The organism is Streptomyces sp. NPDC060209 (assembly GCF_042728155.1).
Taxonomy (GTDB): domain Bacteria; phylum Actinomycetota; class Actinomycetes; order Streptomycetales; family Streptomycetaceae; genus Streptomyces.
The window spans coordinates 1-18823 of sequence record NZ_JBHWZS010000163.1 but is presented as its reverse complement, the minus strand read 5'-3'; the positions used below and the strand labels follow the sequence as shown (position 1 = coordinate 18823).

The 18823-nt window shown below is 71.8% G+C and carries 13 protein-coding genes and 1 riboswitch; of the genes, 5 read left to right on the top strand and 8 right to left on the bottom strand.

Annotated features, from left to right (window positions below; translation table 11 throughout):
• Window positions 1-62: 62 nt before the first annotated feature.
• The 6 genes from sucD to ACFWFI_RS26770 form a co-directional block, all read right to left on the bottom strand.
• The gene (gene sucD / locus ACFWFI_RS26795; RefSeq protein ID WP_329208168.1) at window positions 63-947 is read right to left on the bottom strand and encodes a succinate--CoA ligase subunit alpha; all 885 of its coding nucleotides are present in this window, start codon (window positions 945-947) and stop codon (window positions 63-65) included.
• Between the two features lie 21 nt (window positions 948-968).
• Complete coding sequence (gene sucC, locus ACFWFI_RS26790) at window positions 969-2150, bottom strand: ADP-forming succinate--CoA ligase subunit beta (RefSeq protein WP_387394812.1); 1182 nt, start codon at window positions 2148-2150, stop codon at window positions 969-971.
• A gap of 288 nt (window positions 2151-2438) precedes the next feature.
• The gene (locus tag ACFWFI_RS26785; protein ID WP_387394810.1) at window positions 2439-3662 is read right to left on the bottom strand and encodes a VWA domain-containing protein; all 1224 of its coding nucleotides are present in this window, start codon (window positions 3660-3662) and stop codon (window positions 2439-2441) included.
• Window positions 3659-5971 (bottom strand): DUF5682 family protein, encoded by a 2313-nt coding sequence (locus ACFWFI_RS26780; protein WP_387394808.1) that lies wholly within the window; start codon window positions 5969-5971, stop codon window positions 3659-3661. The genes ACFWFI_RS26785 and ACFWFI_RS26780 overlap by 4 nt, the downstream gene beginning before the upstream one ends.
• Window positions 5968-7080: an ATP-binding protein gene (locus ACFWFI_RS26775; RefSeq protein WP_387394806.1), complete on the bottom strand. Its 1113-nt coding sequence runs from the start codon at window positions 7078-7080 to the stop codon at window positions 5968-5970. The genes ACFWFI_RS26780 and ACFWFI_RS26775 overlap by 4 nt, the downstream gene beginning before the upstream one ends.
• Window positions 7081-7186: 106 nt before the next feature.
• A complete protein-coding gene (locus tag ACFWFI_RS26770) occupies window positions 7187-7627 on the bottom strand; it encodes a hypothetical protein (protein ID WP_387394804.1) in 441 nt (146 codons plus the stop codon).
• Between the two features lie 136 nt (window positions 7628-7763).
• Here ACFWFI_RS26770 and ACFWFI_RS26765 point away from each other — a divergent pair, with 136 nt between their 5' ends.
• A complete protein-coding gene (locus tag ACFWFI_RS26765) occupies window positions 7764-9158 on the top strand; it encodes an SWIM zinc finger family protein (protein WP_387394803.1) in 1395 nt (464 codons plus the stop codon).
• A 121-nt stretch (window positions 9159-9279) separates the two neighbouring features.
• Window positions 9280-10965, top strand: a complete 1686-nt coding sequence (locus tag ACFWFI_RS26760) for a DUF5691 domain-containing protein (RefSeq protein ID WP_387394801.1) — start codon at window positions 9280-9282, stop codon at window positions 10963-10965.
• Window positions 10966-11183: 218 nt separating this feature from the next.
• Here ACFWFI_RS26760 and ACFWFI_RS26755 read toward each other — a convergent pair whose 3' ends face one another.
• On the bottom strand, window positions 11184-11597 hold the full coding sequence (locus ACFWFI_RS26755; protein ID WP_150491825.1) for a cobalamin B12-binding domain-containing protein: 414 nt from the start codon (window positions 11595-11597) through the stop codon (window positions 11184-11186).
• Window positions 11598-11941: 344 nt separating this feature from the next.
• Here ACFWFI_RS26755 and ACFWFI_RS26750 point away from each other — a divergent pair, with 344 nt between their 5' ends.
• Window positions 11942-12856: an esterase/lipase family protein gene (locus ACFWFI_RS26750; protein ID WP_387394799.1), complete on the top strand. Its 915-nt coding sequence runs from the start codon at window positions 11942-11944 to the stop codon at window positions 12854-12856.
• Between the two features lie 240 nt (window positions 12857-13096).
• Window positions 13097-14713, top strand: a complete 1617-nt coding sequence (locus tag ACFWFI_RS26745) for a M23 family metallopeptidase (RefSeq protein ID WP_387394797.1) — start codon at window positions 13097-13099, stop codon at window positions 14711-14713.
• A gap of 34 nt (window positions 14714-14747) precedes the next feature.
• Here the strand turns inward: ACFWFI_RS26745 and pcrA are convergent, their stop codons facing one another.
• Window positions 14748-17186: a DNA helicase PcrA gene (pcrA, locus tag ACFWFI_RS26740; RefSeq protein WP_387394795.1), complete on the bottom strand. Its 2439-nt coding sequence runs from the start codon at window positions 17184-17186 to the stop codon at window positions 14748-14750.
• 257 nt (window positions 17187-17443) lie between these two features.
• Window positions 17444-17605: riboswitch (cyclic di-AMP (ydaO/yuaA leader) on the top strand.
• On the opposite strand from pcrA, the gene ACFWFI_RS26735 reads away from it, so the two are divergent.
• Window positions 17604-18764: a C40 family peptidase gene (locus ACFWFI_RS26735; protein WP_387394793.1), complete on the top strand. Its 1161-nt coding sequence runs from the start codon at window positions 17604-17606 to the stop codon at window positions 18762-18764. Its footprint overlaps the riboswitch before it by 2 nt.
• The last annotated feature ends 59 nt before the right edge of the window (window positions 18765-18823 follow it).

The following is an 18823-nucleotide window of genomic DNA, read 5'->3' as shown; positions in this document are numbered from 1 at the left end:
CCCTCGTGGAGGGGGTGCGGGCCCGCGCCGTTTCCGCTGTGAAGCGGTGACGCGCCGAGAGGTCAGCCGCCGAGGATCTCGCGAGCCAGCTTGGCGGTCTCGGTCGGCGTCTTGCCGACCTTCACGCCTGCGGCCTCGAGGGCCTCCTTCTTGGCCGCGGCGGTGCCGGAGGAGCCGGAGACGATGGCGCCGGCGTGGCCCATGGTCTTGCCCTCCGGGGCGGTGAAGCCCGCGACGTAACCGACGACCGGCTTCGTGACGTTCTTCGCGATGTAGTCGGCGGCACGCTCCTCGGCGTCGCCACCGATCTCGCCGATCATCACGATGAGGTCGGTCTCGGGGTCCGCCTCGAACGCCGCGAGGGCGTCGATGTGCGTCGTGCCGATGACCGGGTCGCCACCGATACCGACGGCGGACGAGAAGCCGATGTCACGGAGCTCGTACATCATCTGGTAGGTCAGCGTGCCGGACTTGGACACGAGACCGATGCGGCCGGGCTTGGTGATGTCACCCGGGATGATGCCGGCGTTGGACTGACCGGGGGTGATCAGGCCGGGGCAGTTCGGGCCGATGATCCGGGTCTTGTTGCCCTTCGAGCCGGCGTACGCCCAGAAGGCGGCCGAGTCGTGGACAGCGATGCCCTCGGTGATCACGACGGCCAGCGGGATCTCGGCGTCGATCGCCTCGACGACGGCGGCCTTCGCGAAGGCCGGCGGCACGAAGAGAACGGACACGTCGGCGCCGGTCTTCTCGATCGCCTCGGCGACGGACCCGAATACGGGTACCTCGGTGCCGTCGAAGTCGACGGAGGTGCCGGCCTTGCGCGGGTTCACGCCGCCGACGATGTTGGTGCCGTCGGCGAGCATGAGCTTGGTGTGCTTCATGCCCGTCGCGCCGGTCATCCCCTGGACGATGACCTTGCTGTCCTTGGTGAGGAAGATAGCCATGGTGGTCTGAGTCCCTCTTCCTTACTTCGCAGCCGCGGCGAGCTCGGCGGCCTTGTCGGCCGCGCCGTCCATGGTGTCCACACGCTGCACGAGCGGGTGGTTGGCGTCGGAGAGGATCTTGCGACCCAGCTCCGCGTTGTTGCCGTCAAGGCGCACGACGAGCGGCTTGGTGACCGCTTCGCCCTTGGACTTGAGCAGCTCGAGCGCCTGGACGATGCCGTTGGCGACCTCGTCGCAGGCGGTGATGCCACCGAAGACGTTGACGAAGACGGACTTGACGTCCGGGTCGCCGAGGATGATCTCGAGGCCGTTCGCCATGACCTCGGCGGAGGCACCGCCACCGATGTCGAGGAAGTTGGCGGGCTTCACGTTGCCGTGGTTCTCACCGGCGTACGCGACGACGTCCAGGGTCGACATGACCAGACCGGCACCGTTACCGATGATGCCGACCTCGCCCTCGAGCTTGACGTAGTTGAGGTTCTTGGCCTTGGCGGCGGCCTCGAGCGGGTTGGCCGCGGCCTTGTCCTCGAGCGCCTCGTGGCCGGGCTGACGGAAGTCGGCGTTCTCGTCGAGAGACACCTTGCCGTCCAGCGCCAGGATGCGGCCGTCCTTGGTCTTCACCAGCGGGTTCACCTCGACGAGGAGCGCGTCCTCGGCGACGAAGGTGTCCCACAGGGTCACCATGGCCTCGGCGACACCCTCGGCCACCTCGGCCGGGAAGTTCGCCTGGGCCACGATCTCGCGGGCCTTCTCGATGTCCACGCCGTCGACGGCGTTGACCGGGACCTTCGCGAGGGCCTCGGGGGTCTTCTCCGCGACCTCCTCGATGTCCATGCCGCCCTGCACCGACGCCATGGCGAGGAAGGTGCGGTTGGTGCGGTCGAGGAGGTACGAGACGTAGTACTCCGCCTCGATCTCCGGGGAGAGCTCGGCGATCATCACCTTGTGGACCGTGTGGCCCTTGATGTCCATGCCGAGGATGTCGGTCGCGCGAGCGACCGCCTCATCCGGGTCTGCCGCCAGCTTCACGCCGCCGGCCTTGCCTCGGCCACCGACCTTCACCTGCGCCTTGACGACAGACTTGCCGCCCAGCCGCTCGGTCGCCTCGCGGGCTGCCTCAGGCGTGTCGATGACTTCACCGGCCAGCACCGGTACACCGTGCTTGGCGAAGAGGTCCCTCGCCTGGTACTCGAACAGGTCCACGCGCGTCCGTCCCTTTTAGTGGTCTCGCGGTTGGTTTTCTGCGTGGGCGTGCCGCGAGGGCAACGTGACTGCTCAGTCACTAGGGAGGCGCACACGGTTACCGGGTACGCGGCATGTCCATCCGGCAGGTTATCCCCGCGCCGCGCCGGACCCTAAATTGCGGATCACACCTGAGCGGTGATACCGGTCACAGACCGCGCTGGTGGCCGGGGTGCGAAGGACAAAACGGCACGTCCACGGGGCGGACCGGGCGGTCCGTGGCCGGGGTCACCCGTCAGGGCCGCCCGGTCACCGGCCGGTGTCCGGTATCGGCAGGGGACGGTTCTCGATCGCCGCCGCCATGACCTCGGGGAAGTGGTCCGGGGTGCAGGCGAAGGCCGGGGCGCCGAGTGCCGCCAGCGTGGCGGCGTGCTCCCGGTCGTAGGAGGGCGCGCCCTCGTCGGAGAGGGCGAGCAGGGTCACGAACTGCACGCCGGACGCCTTCATCGCGGCGACCCGTCCGGCCATCTCGTCACGGATCCCTCCCTCGTGGAGATCACTGACGAGGACGACGACGGTGTCCGCCGGGCGGGTGATCCTCGACTGGCAGTAGGCGAGCGCGCGGTTGATGTCCGTACCGCCGCCGAGCTGGGTGCCGAACAGGACGTCGACCGGGTCGTCGAGCTGGTCGGTGAGGTCGACGACGGCCGTGTCGAACACCACGAGCCGGGTCGCCAGGGTCCGCATCGAGGCGAGCACCGCGCCGAAGACGGCGGCGTGGACGACGGAGGCGGCCATGGACCCCGACTGGTCGATACAGAGGATCACGTCCTTCTTCACCGACCGGTCCGTGCGCCCGTACCCGATGAGGCGCTCGGGCACCACCGTGCCGGCTCCCTCGCGTCCGGGGAGGGGCACGTAGTTCCTGAGATTGGCCCGGACGGTGCGGTCCCAGTCGATGTCCCGGTGACGAGGCCGGCCGGCCCTGGCCGAACGGTCCAGGGCGCCGGTGAGCGTGGCCCTCGTACGGGTGGCCAGCCGGCGCTCCAGGTCCTCGACGACCTTGCGTACGACTGCCCGGGCCGTCTCCTTCGTCGTCTCCGGCATCGCCTTCCCGAGCGAGAGCAGGGTGCCGACCAGGTGGACGTCGGGTTCGACGGCTTCCAGCATCTCCGGCTCCAGCAGCAGTGCGGAGAGTCCGAGTCGGTCTATCGCGTCGCGCTGCATGACCTGGACGACGGAGGCCGGGAAGTACGTGCGGATGTCTCCGAGCCAGCGGACCACGGACGGGGCGGATGCCCCCAGCCCCGCGGAACGCTCGGCTCCGCCCCGGCCGCCCGGCTTCCTCCCACCGTCGTACAGCGCGGTCAGCGCTCCGTCCATCGCCGCGTCGCCTCCGGTGAGCACGCGTCCCGTGCTCTCGGCGCTGTCCTCACCGAGCACCATGCGCCAGCGCCGCAGCCGCTCGTCCTCGGCAGGAGCCGCGTCCATCGACCTCTCCTCCTTCTTCGTGTCCGCCCGGCCCGTGGTCATCCGGTCGCCGTCCGCTCCGCCGGGGTGTCGAGGCCGAGCAGCAGCCGGAGCACCGGGACCACCGCGTCCGCCCGCTCCTCGTCGAGTCCTGCACCGAAGCCCGGTGCGGCGGGTACGCCCTCGTCGCTCGCCCGGCCGGGATCCGGTCCGCGGCGGACGAGCTCACCCAATGTGCGCCGTACACCCGGCTCGTAGGCCGAGAACGTGCGGCGCAACAGAGGCAGTACGCCGGTGAACGCGTCGGCCGGTATGCCCGTCAGCCAGGTGTCGACGAGCGCGAGGAGACGCTCGTCGTGGACGAGCAGCAGGCCGCCGCCCGCCGCTCCGCCGACGAATCCCTCGATCCAGGCCGCCGCGTCGGCCGGTATCGCGCCGGGCGAGAGGGCCAGTCCCATCAGGCGCGCGGCCTCGCTCTCGGCCAGCCCTCCGTCGTCCAGGAGCAGGCGTGTGGCACGGCCCCGGATCACACCGGCGACAGCGTCCCTGGCGGACAGCTTGCGCAGGACGCCGGCCCACCGCTCGGGCAGCCCGTCCGCCCGTACGGCGCCGGCGAGCAGCCCGATCGCGGTGTGCACGCCGTCCACCCGGCGGTGCGCCTCCGCGGCCGCGTCCGCGTCGAGGCCGGTACAGGCGGGCGGCAGGCCCACGCAGACGCGCTCGGCCAGGCCGACGGCGACCTCCCCCAGGGCCGCGGTGTCGGTGGACCGTACGTCTCCGTACCGCAGGGATCGGGCCAGGGCCGGCAGCGCGTCGGCGAGGTGTCCGACGTCCGCGTCGAGGGCGGCCCGGTCCGCGAGAGCCCTCATCACGACGGGCAGGACCTCGGGCAGGCCGGCCAGGAGGCACTGCTCGGCGAGCGCGGTGACCCCCGCGAGCGACGACGCCGAAACTGCGTCCGCCCCGGCCCTGGCGGTCGCGGCGCCGAGCACGGTGGTGCCCCACACACCGGCCTCGGCGATCCGGACGAACAGCTCGGGCTCCCAGCGCAGCCGCCAGCTCTCCCGGAACGTCCCGGTGCTGCCCCGGCCCGCGGCCGGCTCGCCCCAGTCCACTCCGAGAAGCCGTAGGCGGTGCAGGAGTCTGCTGCGGGCCGCGTCGGTCTCCTTGCGCAGATCGAGCTCCAGCTCGCGCCTCTCCGCCTCGGGCCTGAGCCTCAGCGTGCGCTGCTGCTTGTCCAGGTCTCGCTGGAGGGGGACGGCCGGGGCGGTCTCCGGGACCTCGCCGAGGATCTCGCCGACGACGAGCCGGTTCCGCACGAGGGCGAGCGGCACATCGGATCCTTCGCACATGACGGCCCTGACCGCGTCCGTGGCTTCGGTCAGGCCCACGGCCGGGCGCTCTCGCAGCGCCGCCAGCGTCCCGGCGAGCCGGACGGCCTCGATGACATCTGCGGAGGACACGGCCCTGTCCGCCTCGCGCAGGAGTCCGGCCACCTTCGTCATCCAGCGCTCCACGGGCCGGTCCGGGGCGCCGAAGAGGTGCCCGTACCAGCCGGGCGACTCGATCCCCGCGCCGTATCCGCTGTACCGGGCGAGCCTGCGATGGGTCCAGGGGACCCAGGTCAGCTCCGCCTTGACCTTGGGCATCCCCTTGAGGAGCGCCCGGTCGGCGGCGACCGTCGTCCTCGCGAGGAGCGCGGGCACGTGCCACGCACCGCAGACCACGGCGATGTCGTCGCCGAACTCCTTGCGGGCGGCGCGCAGCTGGAGGCGCATGCAGGCCTCCCGGACGGCGTCCTGCGGATGCCCTCCGTCCCCGTAGGCCTCACGCAGCGCCGTCATCGCCTCGGCGAGCATGGCGAACGGGGCACGCGGGTCCGCCGGCCGGCCGTCCGCCGCACGGTGCTCGACGACGTCCTCCCACCAGCGCTCGGGGTCGTCGTAGCCCGCGGCCCCGGCGAGGATTCCGACCGGATCGATGCCCCAGTCCTCCCCCGGGCCGTCCTCCCGCTGTTCCGTCAACGCCAGGGAGTGCGCGGCGGGCAGGTCCACGAAGCGCACGGGGACGCCGTGCGCCGACGCCCAGCGGATCGCCACCCACTCGGGCGAGAAGTGGGCCAGCGGCCAGAAGGCGGCACGCCCCGGATCGTCGACGGCGTGGGCGAGGAGCGCGACCGGCGGACGCATCCGGGCGTGCGCCGCGAGTGGCAGCAACGCGTCGCCCTCGGGCGGCCCTTCGACGAGCACGGCGTCCGGCCGTGCGGAATCCAGGGCGGCCAGGACCGCGCGGGCGGAACCAGGGCCGTGGTGGCGCACCCCCAGCAGCAACGGCCCCCCGGAGGCGGCGGTCCCCCCGGCGCGGGGGGTCATTCGGCGGCCTCACGGCAGGCGCGGTAGAAGTCCTTCCAGCCGTCGCGCTCCCGGACGACCGTCTCCACATACTCCTGCCAGACCACGCGGTCGGCCGTGGGGTCGCGGACGACGGCCCCGAGGATGCCGGCCGCCACGTCCCCCGGGCGCAGGACGCCGTCGCCGAAGTGGGCGGCGAGCGCGAGGCCTCCGGTGACGACGGAGATGGCCTCGGCCGTGGACAGCGTCCCGGAAGGTGACTTGAGCTTGGTGCGGCCGTCAGTGGTGATGCCGTCGCGCAGTTCGCGGAAGACCGTGACGACGCGTCGGATCTCGGCCATGCCGTCGGGAGCCGGGGGCAGGTCGAGCGAGTGCCCCAGCTGGGCGACGCGCCGGGACACGATGTCCACCTCGGCCTCGGGTGTCGCGGGCAGCGGCAGCACGACGGTGTTGAACCGGCGACGCAGCGCGCTGGAGAGCTCGTTGACCCCTCGGTCGCGGTCGTTCGCCGTGGCGACGAGGTTGAACCCGCGGACCGCCTGGACCTCTTGTCCCAGCTCGGGGACGGGGAGCGTCTTCTCCGACAGGATCGTGATCAGCGCGTCCTGCACATCGGCGGGGATGCGGGTGAGCTCCTCGACGCGGGCGGTCATGCCCTCGGACATGGCCCGCATGACCGGGCTCGGCACCAGCGCCTCACGACTGGGCCCGTGGGCCAGCAGCTGGGCGTAGTTCCACCCGTAGCGGACGGCTTCCTCGGGCGTGCCCGCAGTGCCTTGGACGAGCAGGGTCGAGTCTCCGCTGACGGCCGCGGCGAGGTGCTCGGACACCCAGGTCTTGGCGGTCCCCGGAACGCCGAGGAGCAGCAGGGCCCGGTCGGTGGCGAGCGTGGTCACGGCGACCTCGACGAGACGGCGCGGGCCGACGTACTTCGGCGTGATCAGCGTGCCGTCCGAGAGCGTCCCACCGAGCAGATAGGTGGAGACGGCCCACGGCGAGAGCTTCCAACGGGCGGGCCTGGGGCGGTCGTCGGCGGCGGCGAGCGCCTTGAGCTCGTCGGCGAAGGCGTGCTCGGCGTGCGGCCTCAGGGCTTCGCCGCCGGCTGCGTCGGTCTGTACGGACACGGTCATGGATCCCCCTCCGGATCGGTCGATCCGATGCGGTTTCCACCGTGCACCATGCCACTGACAATCGGTCCCGGCACGCGGCCGGGACCGATCGGGAGCGGGCGGAGGATCAGCCCGAGACGGGCGAGACCGCGACGCAACCGCCGCTCGTGAGCAGCTCTTCGGCCTTCGCCTCCTCGATGACCTCGCCCTTGTAGGTGATGGTGCAGGCGAGGTCCGCAGCGCCCGCGTCCAGTGCGACCGGCATGACCGCCGGAGGCATGATCCCGCGCAGGGTGACGGTCTTCCTCCACGGCAGCGCGGGCGACTCGACCGTTTCGATCTCGGGCTCCATCGCCTTGCCGCCGCCGCTGTGGAACTGGATCTCGTCGGCGCTCGTGCCGGTGACTTCGTAGGTCACCTCGTAGGTCTCCCCCACGGCCCCGTCGACGGCGTCGACGGCGTCGTCGGAGCAGGCGGCGAGGCCGAGCACGAGACCGCAGACGGCCAACGCCGAAACAGCGGTACGGGTGGTGCGTTTGACATGGGTGGTGCCCATGATGCGGTTCATCGGAATCCCCCGGTTTTTTTACCGAACTCTCTTCTTCGCAGAGAAGCGCACGGAGGCGAAACGGTCAAGTCATCTCGGAACGGTCGGAATCGCAGGCGGGAGCCGATTGTCAGTGGCGCCCTCTACCGTCGGTTCCATGGTGCTATCTCACGGGGGAGAACCCCGGCGCTCCGCCCGCCCGGTGGCGCGCCGGACGGCGGAGCAGGTGCTGGACCTCGCTCCTGACGAAGAGTCACGCGAGGCGGGCCGCGCCCTCGGTTCGCGTGGCTCGTGGTCCGGCGTGGGTCATGGCGGCCCGGGCGTGATGTGGGGGGTCTGCGCGGGCGGCGACAGCGCGCCCTGCCGCACGGCTGTCGAATCGAATGAGCTTGCGTACACGTGTAGTTGCGCCGCCGTGAAGTCCCCTTGCATGCACGCCCTGGGACTGTTGCTCGTTGCCTCCGGCACCCCGGTTCCGGCGCGGGCGGAGGAGCCGCCCCCCTGGGCCGCGCAGTGGCTGGCGGACCGGCGCGGGCGAGCAGCGGCCGAGTCGCCCCCGGCGCCTGCGGCTGCCGCGGCGTCCGCGAGCCGGGCCGCTGCCGCCCGTCGCGCCGAGCGCAGGGCCGAGCGCATCACGGGCGGCGCGCAGGAGCTGGACCAGCGGCTCACCGATCTGCTGCGTGGCGGGCTCGCGGCGACCGACCGTCCGGGGCACGGACTGTGGGAGGAGACAGCCGCCCGCATGGTCGACGCACAGGCCCCAGGACTCGCCAACCGTGTGCGGGAGTTGGGGTCCGTTCCGGCATCGGGGCCCGGCTGGCCGACGCGGCTGCTCGAGGAGTGCGCGCTCCTGCATCTGCTCGACTCGGCCTGGCTCGGGCTCGACCGGCTGCCCGGCCCGCTGGCGGCGACCGTCCGTAGGAGGGTGGGGCTGACCGCCTCCCCCGAAGGACCGGCGCTGCGCGACCACTGGCTGGTCCTCGCGCAGTACGACACCCCGGACGGCAGGATCGTCACCCGCCGCGTCTGGCTGTACGGCGGGGATTCAGGACGCACCGCGCTACTGCTGTCCTACGGGGCGCCGGGGCGTGCCCCCGCCGATGCTCTGCCGGTGGGCGCCGTGATCGACGCCGAGGTGACGCCGTATCCGGGCGGCGGAGGGCTACGGGCCGAGCTGGGAGCGCGGTTCGGCGAGCCTGTCGTCACGACGGCGCCGCCGCCGGGCGGCACGACAGCCGATGCCGTCGCCGCGTACGGGCACGCGCTGCGGGACGACCCCTGGCTCGACGCCTGGCCGGTCACCCTGCGCGATGTCATACCCGCGCCGTCCGGGGACGGCTGGCAATTGGTCGGCGCGGCGGACGGTTCCGCCCTGCCGGTCGCAGCCTCGGCGCTGTCCCGGCCGGGCCTGTGGAAACTCGTGGCGCTCTCCGGCGGCAACCCCGTGACGGTGTTCGGCGAATGCGGTCACCGGGGTTTCGACCCGCTCGCAGCCTGGCGCCCCGAGACCTCCGACGGCGTGGGACCGAGCGTGGCCATGGCGCTCATCTGACGCACCGCAGCCTCCCGGCCCGCCTCATTCTCTCGACCCGCCACTGCCTCCCGACCCGTTACGCCTCTCGACCCGCCGCATTCCTTCGACCCGCGCTTCCCGGACCACCGGAAGGAACCCGATGCCCACCACCGTCACGACGCCCGGCGTGCCCGTGAGCGCCTCCTGGGAAGACCTCGTCACCTCCGCGCTGCTGGGCACCGACCGGCGCCCTCTCCGGGCGGGGGGCGGAGTCGTGGTCGCCCCCTCGGCACTGCTCGACACAGCCGCGGTGCTCACCGTGCGGCGCAGGGCGGCCCTGCGGCCGGCCACCGGCTCCGCCCTGCCCTCACCCGCACCCGCCGACCCCCGGCCACCGCTGCCCGCCGCTGCCCGCCGTCGGCTCGCCCAGTTGCTCGCCGACCGCTCGACTCCGCCCAGCGGGGGGCGCCGGGGAGCGGCTCCCGATCTCACCGAGCTCATCCCCCAGTGGCTGGCCTCCGCCGGTGCACACGGTTACCGGGCGCCGGCGGAGCTGTTGCCCGCCCTCCTGGACGCGGCGAGAGCGCGTACGGATCTGCGTCCGCACGTCCTGGCGTTCGCCGGGCCGCGCGGGCTCTGGCTGGCCGGGCTGAATCCGGAGTGGAAGTTCGCGCTGCGCGCCTCGTCACGTGGCGCGCAGCGGCCGGACACAGCGGATCCGGAGGCGGTGCGCCGGCTCTGGGAGGAGGGCCTATTCGCCGAGCGGGTCGCGCTGCTCGGCGCCGTGCGGGAGCAGGATCCCGACGGGGCGCGGTCCATGCTCGCAGCGACGTGGTCCTCGGAGCGGGCCGAGGACCGGCTGATGTTCCTCGATTCCCTGCGGTCCGGGCTGTCCGGGGCCGACGAGACGTTCCTGGAGGAGGCCCTGGCGGACCGCAGCCGCAACGTCCGCTCCACGGCCGCCGAGTTGCTGTCCGCGCTGCCCGATTCCGCACTCGCCCGGCGAATGGCGGCCCGTGCCACGTCCTGTGTGAACCCCGACCGCACGGGGGGCGCCGTATCCATCGCCGTGGAGGCACCGCACGAGTGTGACGCCGCGATGCAGCGCGACGGCGTGGTGCCGGTACCGCCCTCGGGACGCGGTGAACGGTCCTGGTGGCTCGGTCAGTTGGTGGAAGCGGCCCCGCTCGCGGTCTGGCGGGAGAGGTTCGGCGGCCGGACGGCTCAGGAGCTCGTGACGCTGCCGGTCGCCGACGGCTGGGCCGGTGAGCTGCACGCCGCCTGGTGCCGGGCCGCGGTGCGGCAGCGGGACCCCGACTGGGCGCGGGCGCTGCTGGGCGCCCCCTCGACACCCCCGGCGGACGGCCCCGGGACGGTGTCGCTGGCCGAGCGCTCGAAGCTCCTCGCCACCCTGCCTTCCGCCGAACGGGCCCTCTGGGTGGCCGGCTTCATAGCCGCGCACGGCCTGTCCGAGGCCTTCCAGTTGCTCGGCGTCTGCTCCGTGCCCTGGGACGGGCCGCTCGGCCGGTCAGTGGTCGACGCGCTGGACATCGCCCGGGACGCGGGGAGCTATCCCTGGAGCTTCAGCGGGGTGATGGGTCTCGCCGAGCGCTGCCTGAACCCGGCCGAGGCGGACCGGCTCGCGGTCCTCACCACCACGCCGGACGAGCCGGAGGGCGCTTCACCCGGTGCGGGCGGCTACTGGTCGGAGGCGTTCCAACGCCTGGTCTCGACCCTGCGCCTGCGCGGCGCCATGGACGCGGAGCTGGCCCCGGGCAGCACGGAACGACCGCGAAGGGGGCCGGGGGAAGAGCGGGCGAAGGGCGGACAGGAGTCAGGAACGTGAGAGGCAGGGGGCGGGGCACACGGGTCCCGCCCACGGCGGGTTCGCCCTGCGGCCCCAGACCCTGCGAACCCGCCTCACGCCCCGGCCCCGCTCAGGCGCTCAGGCCCTGGACCGGGTCGAGGGCGTGCAGGCCCTCACTCAGGACAAGGCGCTCACGCCACGGACCGAGACCGGGCCACAGCGGGATCACGCCGCTGCGGAATCACGCCGCCGCGGGCTCAGGCCTCCGCGGGCTGGCGGACATGCGCGTTCACCCAGTCGACGATCGAGGCCGTCGTCGCTCCCGGGGTGAAGATCTCCGCGACGCCCTTCTCCTTCAGCGGAGCGATGTCCGCCTCGGGGATGATGCCGCCGCCGAACACCTTGATGTCCTCGGCGTCGCGCTCCTTCAGCAGCTCGATGACCTTGGCGAAGAGCGTGTTGTGCGCACCGGAGAGGATCGAGAGGCCGATCGCGTCGGCGTCCTCCTGGATCGCCGTGTCCACGATCTGCTCGGGGGTCTGGTGGAGCCCCGTGTAGATGACCTCCATGCCCGCGTCCCGCAGCGCCCGCGCGATCACCTTGGCCCCGCGGTCATGGCCGTCGAGGCCCGGCTTGGCCACCACCACACGGATCGGACCGGTCACACCCATCAATGCCTCCACATGCGTCTCCCGTACCCGGAGGGCCGGTGATGTGAACGAACGTTATCCACAGCATCCCGCACGGCGCCGTTTCGCGGTGGGCCGGGAGGGGGAAATCACACGTGGGACATGTTCGCCGGCGTCGTTCCCAGCACCTGGCGGCCCACCGGCCGCGCGGGGAGCGCCGCCAGGGAGCCGCAACGAGGTCGCCGCACCACCGTGCCGTCAGCCGCACGGCACGGTGGTACGGCCCCCGGCCGCATCAGGGCAGCCGACCGCCTCCGCAGCGACCCCCGTGAGGGCGTACGGGGCAGGGAGCCGCCTCCCCCGCATGCCGGTGCAGGAGGTCGGCCATGAAGGTCCTGTCCTTCCTACCCCTACTGCTGCGCAGCCGGTGTCTGCGCCCCACCTGGCTGTCGTCGACGCTGATCAGAGCCACGGCACTGGAGCTGGTGATCCTCGCCGGGCACGTGCTCATCTACCCGTCCGGCCTCACCCCCGAGCGCCGGACCCCCACACCTCCACCCGGCACCGACACCGGCACCGACACGGGCGCGGGCACCCGATCTGACACCGATCCCGGGCGGGTCACCCGTTCGGCGGACACGACCGCACTGCCCACCACGGCCGACGACCGCCCGCCGGTCGTTCTCCTGCACGGCTTCATCGACAACCGCTCCGTCTTCGTCCTGCTCCGCCGCTCCCTGGCCCGGCACGGCTGGCACCATCTGGAGTCGCTCAACTACTCGCCCCTGACCTGCGACATCCGCACAGCGGCCGAGCTGCTCGACCGCCATGTGGAGGAGATCTGCGCCCGCACCGGGCACCGCGAGGTCGACATCGTCGGCCACAGCCTCGGCGGCCTCATCGCGCGGTACTACGTGCAGCGGCTCGGCGGGGACCGCCGGGTCCGCACGCTCGTCACCCTCGGTACGCCGCACGGCGGCACGGCCGCCGCTCCGCTGGCCGGCGCGCACCCCATCGTCCGCCAGATGCGCAGCGGCTCCGATCTGATCGCCGAGCTGCGCCGCCCCGCTCCGGGCTGCCGGACACGGTTCGTCAGCTTCTGGAGCGAGCTGGACAGGGTGATACTGCCCGTCGAGACGGCGTGCGTCGATCACCCCGACCTCGACGCGGTGAATGTGCGCGTCACCGGAATCGGCCATCTCGCCCTTCCGGTGCATCCCGCGGTCGCGTCAGCGATCCGTCAGGCACTCGAGACCGACGGTGCGGCCATCGGGGCTCCGGGAGCCGCCTCCGTCGCGTGAGCTCGCGCCCCTGAAACACCGAACACCCCCTTCCTAATAGAACGAATTTCGAACATAGGGCCAAGGCTGCCTCCTCGCTCCACCGAAAGGCGGCCGATTGCCCGTTTCCTGAGGAGCTGGAAGCCGCCGAAGATTGTCGTCCTCACCTACCGCCGGGTACAGTCGCGGCCACTGCTCACCCCGGGATCCCCCCCACCGGCCCCCGGAACAGGTCCTGCTGCCGAGGCGAGAGAGAAGTTGGTGAACGACCAGCACCCCCACGCCGGGTATGCCGGATACGACAGCCAGTCCACCGGCAGCTTTGACACCGACCCGCTGTTCGGGACCCTTCCGGGTCAGCACGACAGCAGCCACGAGACGACGTACGGCGGCGGTTACGCCCCCGCGTACGACGCCGGCTACGGCGGTTACGCCGATGGCCAGTGGGACACCGGCGCGCATCAGCAGGCCTCGTACGACGCCTATGACGCCCAGGCCCATCCGCAGGCACCCCAGGGCTACGACACGACCGCCACCTGGATGCCCGAGACCGGAATCCCTGCCCAGGCCGCCGCCCCGCCCATGGACGCGACGGGCCAGTGGGACACCACCGGCTGGGACCACACCGGCCAGGCCGGTCAGTGGGCGGCGAGCGACACCGGCGCCTTCCCCACCACCACGTTCGACACCACGGCCTACGCGACCGGCACGTACAACCCTCCCGTTTTCGAGACGGCGGGTTACGAGAGCTACGCCGCCGCGGACACCGGCACCTACGACGCCACCGCCTGGAACACCGGCGCCACGCCCGAGAACGCCGCGTACGCACCCGAACAGACGTCGTACCCCACGCACGAACACCAGTCGGCGCCCTACGAGCCGTACGAGACGGCCGAGTTCGTCACGCACGACGGCGCCGGCTCCCACGACCTCCACGACTTCCCCGGCTCCCACGGTCAGGCCGGAGCGGACGAGGCCGGTGCGGCGGGGACGCACCCGTACACGGACGCGTACGACGAGTCCTCCGAGGCCGGAGCCCCCGAGACCGTGCCGGACGTCGCCGACGTGACCGCGGAATCCGCCTCCGTGGCGGGCTCCACGCGCCCCGTGAGCCGTTCCGCCGCCCAGCGCGGCGGAAGCCGGGGCCGACGCCGCACCCCCGCGAAGCGTTCCGCGCTGCTCACCGTGGCCGTCCCCTCCGCCTGCGTCATGAGCGTCGCGGGCATCGCCGCCGCCTCGGTGGGCGGCGTCGGCGGGGGCGAGGAGACGAAGGACGACACCACGTCCATGGCGGCCGCCGACACGGTGAAGCCTGCCGTGGCCAACAACAAGCTGGATACCCAGCTCGCCAACCTCAGCGCCGACGCCGAGAACTTCGCCGACCGCGCCAGCCGCACCCAGGAGCGCATCGACCTGAAGGAGCGTCAGGCCGCCGAGAAGAAGAAGCGCGAGGAGGAGGCAGCGCGCCGCGAGGCCGCACGCCCCAAGTTCGTCCTGCCTGTGAAGCAGCACGGCCTCAGCGCCACCTACGGCCAGGCCGGTGTGAACTGGATGTCCGTGCACACGGGCATCGACTTCCCCGTCTCCTACGGCACCCCCGTGATGGCCGCGACCGACGGCACCGTCCGCACCCAGTGGAACAGCGCCTACGGAAACATGGCCATCGTCACCGCGGCCGACGGCACCGAGACGTGGTACTGCCACCTCAGCACCACCAAGATCCGGTCCGGCTCGGTCAAGGCCGGCGACGTCATCGCCCACTCGGGGAACTCCGGCAACTCCACCGGCCCGCACCTGCACTTCGAGGTACGGCCCGGCGGCGGCTCGGCGATCGACCCGATGCCATGGCTCCGCAGCCACGGCATAAACCCGTACTGAGACCGGCCGGCACCTGGGTGCCGGCCGGTACGGGTCAGAGCTTCTCGACCGGCGCGTAGCGCAGCAGCAGCTTCTTCGGCCTCTCGTCGCCGAAGTCGACCGTCGCCTTCGCCTGGTCGCCGAACCCCTCGACGGCCGTCACCGTGCCCAGACCGAACTGGTCGTGCGTGACCCGGTCCCCCGCCACCAGGGTGACCACCGGCTTGTCCGCGGTGCGCCGAGTCGCGAAGCCCGAGGGCCCCGACTTGGAGCGCGACGAGGAAAGCGACGACGTGATCCCCGACGTCGGTCCCGCCGGAGCCGCCATCGGGCCCTTGCGCTTCCACTCCAGGTGCTGGTCCGGGATCTCCTCCAGGAACCGCGACGGCGGGTTGTACGAAGGCTGTCCCCAGGCGCTGCGCATGGAGGCCCGGGTCAGGTACAGCCGCTCGCGGGCGCGCGTGATGCCCACGTAGGCGAGCCGGCGCTCCTCCTCCAGCTCCTTCACCTGACCCAGCGCGCGCATGTGCGGGAAGACACCGTCCTCCATGCCGGTCAGGAACACCACCGGGAATTCGAGGCCCTTGGCGGTGTGCAGCGTCATCAGCGTCACGACACCGGAGCCGTCCTCGTCCTCGTCGGGGATCTGGTCGGCGTCGGCGACGAGCGCCACCTTCTCCAGGAATTCGGCGAGCGTGCCCGCGCCTTCCTCCTCCGCCCGCTCCTGCTCGAATTCGAGAGCGACGGAGGCGAGCTCCTGGAGGTTCTCGATACGGGTCTCGTCCTGCGGGTCGGTGGACGCCTGGAGTTCGGCGAGATAGCCGGTCCGCTCCATGACGGCCTCCACCACGACCGCCGGTCCGGCGCCGGACTCCACGATCGTGCGGAGCTCCTCCATCAGCGTGTTGAACCGCTTCACGGCGTTGGCCGACCGGGCCGCCATGCCGTACGCCTCGTCGACCCGGCGAAGCGCCTGCGGGAAGGAGATCTTCTCGCGCATCGACAGGGCGTCGATCATCGCCTCGGCCCGGTCGCCGATGCCCCGCTTGGGCACGTTGAGGATGCGGCGCAGCGGGACGGTGTCCTCCGGGTTGGAGAGGACCCGGAGGTAGGCCAGGACGTCCCTGACCTCCTTGCGCTCGTAGAAGCGCACTCCGCCGACGACCTTGTAGGGCAGCCCGACGCGGATGAAGATCTCTTCGAAGACACGGGACTGGGCGTTCGTGCGGTAGAAGACGGCGACGTCGCCCGCCTTCGCGTCCCCTGCGTCCGTCAGCCGGTCGATCTCGTCGGCGACGAACTGCGCCTCGTCGTGCTCGGTGTCGGCGACGTAGCCGGTGATCCGGGTGCCGGCGCCCGCGTTCGTCCAGAGGTTCTTGGGGCGGCGGCTCTCGTTGCGCTCGATGACGGCGTTGGCCGCCGACAGGATCGTCTGCGTGGAGCGGTAGTTCTGCTCCAGCATGATCGTCGTCGCGTCCGGGTAGTCCTCCTCGAACTGGAGGATGTTGCGGATGGTCGCGCCTCGGAAGGCGTAGATCGACTGGTCCGCGTCACCGACGACGCACAGCTCGCCAGGGGCGTCGGCCTCGCCCGCCGGGCCGACCAGCTCGCGCACGAGGGTGTACTGCGCGTGGTTGGTGTCCTGGTACTCGTCGACCATGACGTGCCGGAAGCGGCGGCGGTAGTGCTCGGCGACGTCGGGGAACGCCTGGAGCAGGTGGACCGTCGTCATGATGATGTCGTCGAAGTCCAGGGCGTTGGCCTCGCGCAGCCGCGCCTGGTAGAGCGCGTAGGCCTGGGCCAGCGTCTTCTCGAAGCCGTCGGCGGCCTGACCGGCGAAGGTCTCCTCGTCGATCAGCTCGTTCTTCAGGTTCGAGACCTTCGCCGTGAACGACTTCGGCGGGTAGCGCTTCGGATCGAGGTCCAGATCGCGGCAGACCAGGGCCATCAGGCGCTTGGAGTCGGCGGCGTCGTAGATCGAGAACGACGAGGTGAAGCCGAGGCGCTTCGACTCACGGCGCAGGATCCGCACGCAGGCGCTGTGGAACGTCATGACCCACATGGCGTTGGCGCGCGGGCCGACGAGGTCCTCGACGCGCTCCTTCATCTCGCCGGCGGCCTTGTTGGTGAAGGTGATCGCGAGGATCTGCCCCGGGTGCACCCCGCGCTCGGCCAGGAGATGGGCGATGCGGTGGGTGAGCACCCTGGTCTTGCCCGAGCCGGCCCCGGCGACGATGAGCAGCGGCGACCCGGCGTGCACCACGGCGGCGCGCTGCTCGGTGTTCAGCCCGTCGAGCAGCGCGGCGGCGTCGACGACGGGGCGCGGGGCACCGTCGCGGTAATAGGCGTCGCGCGGCGGCGGAGGCGCGTCGAAGACGTCCTCGAAGAGGCCCTCCGGCACCGCTTCGGGTGCGTGCTCCTCAGGGGGCGGCGCGGGGCCGTCCTCCGCTTGCTGGAGGCCGGTCAGGAAACTGTCGTCAAAGAGGCTGCTCATCGCCTCACGAGTCTAGGCGGCCGCACCGACAGCCCGGGCCGCATCGGCGACAAGCACCCTGGACCGTGCGCGTATCGAGACGGTTCGCCCACGCTGGGTGAGATTCCGGGGTCGTTTCCGGCCACGCGGACCGCCGCAAGGAAAAGGTCACGAAAACGTATCGGGCATATCGAACATCAACCTTCACAGGGACACCACGGGTTGGCTAGCGTGCTCCGACGGGTGCCCCGTACCCCCTTGAGGCGAACCGCGCCGCACGGGCACCCCCGCCGAATCCGTACTCCCGCGAAGGGGGCCCGGAACCGGGGACCCACACGCAGCACCGGGGTGAATCGGTCCGTCTCCACCGGACCGTAGGGCAGCCTTCCGTTCCGCCCGAACCCGACAGCTAACCCGGTAGGCGGTCCACGGAAGGAGATGCCGGCCTTGGCGTCGCATCGCAAGCCGCGCACCCGGGTGCGCACCACCACCCCTGCCGTCGGTCTCACGACCGCGGCGCTCGCCTCCGTCACCCTGCTCTCCACGCAGAGCGCGACGGCCGCCCCCGCCGAGCCCAAGCCCAGCATCGAGGAAGTGCAGAAGAAGGTCGACGACCTCTACCGGCAGGCCGGCACCGCGACGCAGCAGTACAACAAGGCGAAGAGCGCGTCGGCCGAGCAGCGCTCCAAGGTCGACGCACTGCTGGAGGCCGCGGCGAAGCGTGCCGACAAGCTCAACGAGACCCGCCGGGAGCTGGGCAACTACGCGGCCGCGCAGTACCGCGGCGGCTCGATCGCCCCGACGGCGACGTTCTTCCTCGCGGACGACCCGCAGTCGTACTTCGACCAGGACCAGCTGATGGCCCGGATGACCAGCCAGCAGCAGAAGACGGTCGCCGACTTCCGTACGCAGCAGAAGGAGGCGGCGGCCAAGCGCGTCGAGGCGACGAAGAGCCTGGAGACGCTCACGGAGTCGCAGTCCTCGCTGCGCACCAGCAAGCAGCAGGTGCAGACGAAGCTCACCGAGGCCCGCACGCTGCTGTCGAAGCTGACCGCCGAGGAGAAGGCGCGGCTCGCCGAGCTGGAGCGCAAGAAGGAGGCGGAGGCCAAGCGCAAGGCCGAGGAGCTGGCTAGGCAGCAGGCCGCCGCGCGGGAGAAGGCCGAGCAGGCCGCCAAGGAGGAGGCCGCGAAGGAGGAGGCCGGCACGGGGACCGGCACCGGCACCGGCACGGGCTCCGACAGCGGTTACGCGTCGAAGGCCGAGAAGGTCCTGGACTTCGCGCGCGCCCAGATCGGCAAGCCGTACGTGTGGGGAGCCACGGGCCCGTCCTCGTACGACTGCTCCGGCCTCACCCAGGCCGCGTGGAAGGCGGCGGGCGTCGATCTGCCGCGTACCACCTGGGACCAGGTCGAGGTCGGCACCCGGGTGGCCACGGCGGACCTGCAGCCGGGCGACCTGGTCTTCTTCTACGACGACATCAGCCACGTCGGCATCTACAAGGGCGACGGCATGATGATCCACGCGCCGAAGCCGGGCGCGAACGTCCGCGAGGAGTCGATCTACTACATGCCGATCTACGGCAGCGTGCGCCCGGCGTAACCGCGAGGCGCAACGGCTCACGGCCCGAAGCGGAGGAGGGGCCCGGGATCCCCCGGGCC

Bases quoted from the DNA above. Each gene is read 5' to 3' on its own strand.
- sucD (WP_329208168.1), bottom strand. From the start codon at position 947: ATGGCTATCTTCCTCACCAAGGACAGCAAGGTCATCGTCCAGGGGATG.
- ACFWFI_RS26785 (WP_387394810.1), bottom strand. From the start codon at position 3,662: ATGACCACGGGCCGGGCGGACACGAAGAAGGAGGAGAGGTCGATGGAC.
- ACFWFI_RS26780 (WP_387394808.1), bottom strand. From the start codon at position 5,971: ATGACCCCCCGCGCCGGGGGGACCGCCGCCTCCGGGGGGCCGTTGCTG.
- ACFWFI_RS26775 (WP_387394806.1), bottom strand. From the start codon at position 7,080: ATGACCGTGTCCGTACAGACCGACGCAGCCGGCGGCGAAGCCCTGAGG.
- ACFWFI_RS26770 (WP_387394804.1), bottom strand. From the start codon at position 7,627: ATGAACCGCATCATGGGCACCACCCATGTCAAACGCACCACCCGTACC.
- ACFWFI_RS26765 (WP_387394803.1), top strand. From the start codon at position 7,764: ATGGTGCTATCTCACGGGGGAGAACCCCGGCGCTCCGCCCGCCCGGTG.
- ACFWFI_RS26760 (WP_387394801.1), top strand. From the start codon at position 9,280: ATGCCCACCACCGTCACGACGCCCGGCGTGCCCGTGAGCGCCTCCTGG.
- ACFWFI_RS26755 (WP_150491825.1), bottom strand. From the start codon at position 11,597: ATGGGTGTGACCGGTCCGATCCGTGTGGTGGTGGCCAAGCCGGGCCTC.
- ACFWFI_RS26750 (WP_387394799.1), top strand. From the start codon at position 11,942: ATGAAGGTCCTGTCCTTCCTACCCCTACTGCTGCGCAGCCGGTGTCTG.
- pcrA (WP_387394795.1), bottom strand. From the start codon at position 17,186: ATGAGCAGCCTCTTTGACGACAGTTTCCTGACCGGCCTCCAGCAAGCG.
- ACFWFI_RS26735 (WP_387394793.1), top strand. From the start codon at position 17,604: ATGCCGGCCTTGGCGTCGCATCGCAAGCCGCGCACCCGGGTGCGCACC.